The sequence below is a fragment of the Candidatus Gorgyraea atricola genome (genome assembly GCA_030765235.1).
GTDB classification, from domain to species: domain Bacteria; phylum Omnitrophota; class Gorgyraeia; order Gorgyraeales; family Gorgyraeaceae; genus Gorgyraea; species Gorgyraea atricola.
Genome location: JAVCCW010000026.1, coordinates 1 through 3,075, shown reverse-complemented (window position 1 = coordinate 3,075; position 3,075 = coordinate 1). Strand labels below are relative to the sequence as shown.

At 41.6% G+C, this 3,075-nt stretch carries 2 protein-coding genes, 1 tRNA gene and 1 riboswitch; all 3 genes read right to left on the bottom strand.

The features are described 5' to 3' along the window. Window positions 1-2,289: cysteine peptidase family C39 domain-containing protein (locus P9L93_05080; protein ID MDP8230458.1), on the bottom strand; the 2,289-nt coding region annotated here is incomplete at its 3' end. Window positions 2,290-2,340: 51 nt separating this feature from the next. Beyond that, window positions 2,341-2,416, bottom strand: a riboswitch (cyclic di-GMP riboswitch). Window positions 2,417-2,622: 206 nt separating this feature from the next. Beyond that, window positions 2,623-2,877 carry a hypothetical protein gene (locus P9L93_05075; protein ID MDP8230457.1) on the bottom strand — a complete coding sequence of 85 codons (255 nt, stop codon included), beginning with the start codon at window positions 2,875-2,877 and terminating at the stop codon, window positions 2,623-2,625. Between the two features lie 94 nt (window positions 2,878-2,971). Next, window positions 2,972-3,049 (bottom strand) — tRNA-Glu (locus P9L93_05070). Window positions 3,050-3,075: the final 26 nt, after the last annotated feature.

Here is a 3,075-nt window from a genome sequence, read left to right as displayed (position 1 = left end):
TTCTACCAGTTGAGTTGCTCCGGCTGCTAAATTAAGCGTCAAGATATTCCCTTCCCACATATTCATAAACTCTTCTATTGTCACGGCTATTTCCTGGCTGCCCTCCAGATAGGTTACTTCTGTATCGCTAATCTCAATCACTACTATATAGTGATCTCCGCCTACATGCGCGATTACTGCTTCGCCATAGCTCTTAAGTTGCTCAAAGTTTACATTCGCTCCCTTAAGAGTAACTCCTTTTGCCTGCGCTGATTTTAAGATCGAATACATGGAAAGCTGGGCTTCGCCAAAGGCGCCGTCAGGAGTGATTACGCCTGTTAAAATATCCACAAGGAATGCTGTCTGGGCAAGCTCTTCTTTTGTAGTCTCAATTCCTAAGCTAGCAAGAATCCCATACACTGCTTGCACTGCGCAGTTGATCACGTTTGTAGTTGCTTTGAAAAGCCAGCTTACCATGGTAGAGATCCCGCCGCTGGTTAAGTCAGCTATTTTAACTCCGCCAAGGCCTATACTCTGCAAGAACGACTCTTTCTCTGGCACTGTCATTTCCAGAAAACCCTGGAGTTTATTTTCTAGATCGGCCAGCATACCTCCTAGATCTGAAAACGGATTTACTAGATTGCCGCCTGTGTAGGAAGAGATTACCTTTGCCTGGCCATTTATGATTGTATATTCATGGACTGTGTGCGTGCTATAGACATCTCCAAATATATCCATGCCAGTTGTATCAGTATAGCCTTCTGCATCAATAAGCTGGCCTAATTCATTGTATTTGTACTCAATAAGGGCCTCGCTATAACTAATGTTTCCAAATATATCCTCAGATTCGCTCATAGTGACTGACTTGAGCTTTCTTGCCTGAGAGCCGATTATTTCATAGGTATCTACAGTACTCGATGAGAACCCACTGCCAAAGATATCCCTGCCATCTTGAGTGCTAAACCCGCTTGCATCAACTAACAAATTCCTGTCATCATATTTATACTCAGTAAAGCTTGTCACAGTGCTTTCAGAGCCATCTGCATTGTCATGATGGATCTCGTTTACTGTATTGACCAGTTTGATCTGGCCATTAATAACTTCATAATTATGAGTAGTTGTTCCGCTATAAAAATTTGCAAAACCATCTTCGCCCTCTATGGTTGTATCGCCAAGGGCACTCACTAAATTTCCATCTTCATCATATTCATAACCAGTAACTGTTTTATTTTTACTTGAACTCAGATCTCTATTTATCTGCTCATCCTCTGTAGTTACAGATGTAATCCTTCCCATCTCATTGAATGTAGCAGACCAATCAGTTATGTAGAGATTGCCATAGCTATCCTTTGTCTCCTGGTGATACCCTGTCATGTTATCACCCTCATAGCTGGGGCTAGACCAATCTGAAGTTGAGATAATGTTGCCTAGCGCATCTTTTGTAACTTCATGGTGCTGGGTCGCTCTTCCCTTATCATCATATGCATCTCTTGTGGTGGACCATTCGCGTATACTGGTTGAGCCATATGCGTCTGTGGTGGTTTCAGTGTATCCAATTAAATATCTATTGCCAATCGATGAAGAGTCAGGAGAATATGTACCGTTACGCCACTGGACTCTTGTAACGTTGCCCAGCGCATCAACGATCTCTGCATCATAGGAAACCATGAGCCTGTTGTTATTATATTTCATGTTCTTTGTGTTCTTGTAACTTACATTTCCAAATGAATCCACAATACGCTCATTTTCCATAGATGAAGGAAGGCCATCAGTATAGTTGATCCTCATACCATCTTTGGTCAACACATAGCTAAACTCCCCTGACCTTGCAGCGGCACTCATGGTCTCTCCGCGGGCCTTCATCAACTGTTGTTCTATGCCCTGAACAGCTGCGCCTGTTTCTGCATCCTGTATATATTGCTGCCTATTGATTTGATATTGATTATATATAGATTGCCTGCGCTCAGTCTCGATGTCCTGTCTTTTTCTCAGCTCATCTATCTGCCGCTTGATCATCTTCTTCACAGACTCCATACGCTGGAAGCCGGAGCGTTCCTCATACTTCTTCCTAGGAACCAGCTGACTCCTGAAAGAGATCTCAGTCTCTTCAGGCTCTTCAGTCTTTAATGTCTTTTTTATTAGATTTGTGCCAGGAATGAATTTACTTAATGTGGAAAAATTAGGTACACTTATAGGGGCTATAGTAATGGGCGAGAAATCAGTAGCCCATGCTATGTCATATGTAAGAAAGGCAAACACGACAGTTACCGCGATTACCTTGACCCAACGTTTTTCTTGCCAGTCTAGCATCGGCCCTGCCCCCTTTGAAAAAAATAGCCGAACTGCCTAACTCTTTCCTCTTTCGGCAACTCGGCTATCCTTTTCAGGACCCTTGGTTTTGCGCCCCATGATTACTCATGGTTTGCTATTATCGGAGAGGTTTAAAAAACGCTTCAAATACTTTTTAAATATTATTACTATAAACGGAAATAAAAAACTCTGCCCTACCTACTATATAGTATATATTAGATAGACATCCTTGTCAAGACTGAACTTAATAAATCTATTTCAAAAGCTAGGAAAAGTTAAAAATTTATAGCTTCTATGTAAGCGTTTTCGCAATAATTATGTGCCTATAGCTTCTTATGCCTGAGATCCTTTCTCACACTTACAACTAAGTTCTAAGAGGAGAGAGATCACCTCTGATGCAGTAAAAAAGACGAAAAAGTAAACTGCACCTAATAAAAGACCTATGAATCCAGTAACCCTGGGTGCATCTGGCGTCCCGCCACCAATGAAGATCACTATTGAAGAGACTATGCCCACTGCTACTGATACCCAAGCTAAAACCTTGAATATTACAGCACTAATTTTCAGGAACTTATATTTCTCTACCATTTGCTACCCCTTTCTTATAACTAGTTTAAATACAAGTAATTACGTACATTTATGATACTGTTTTGATACTGTTATGATACGGTTCTATGAACTTTGGTAGCCCCAACCGGATTTGAACCGGTGTCTGATGGCTGAGAACCACCTGTCCTAGACCAGGCTAGACGATGGGGCCCTATAAACTCTTTCGTCCTTATCCTT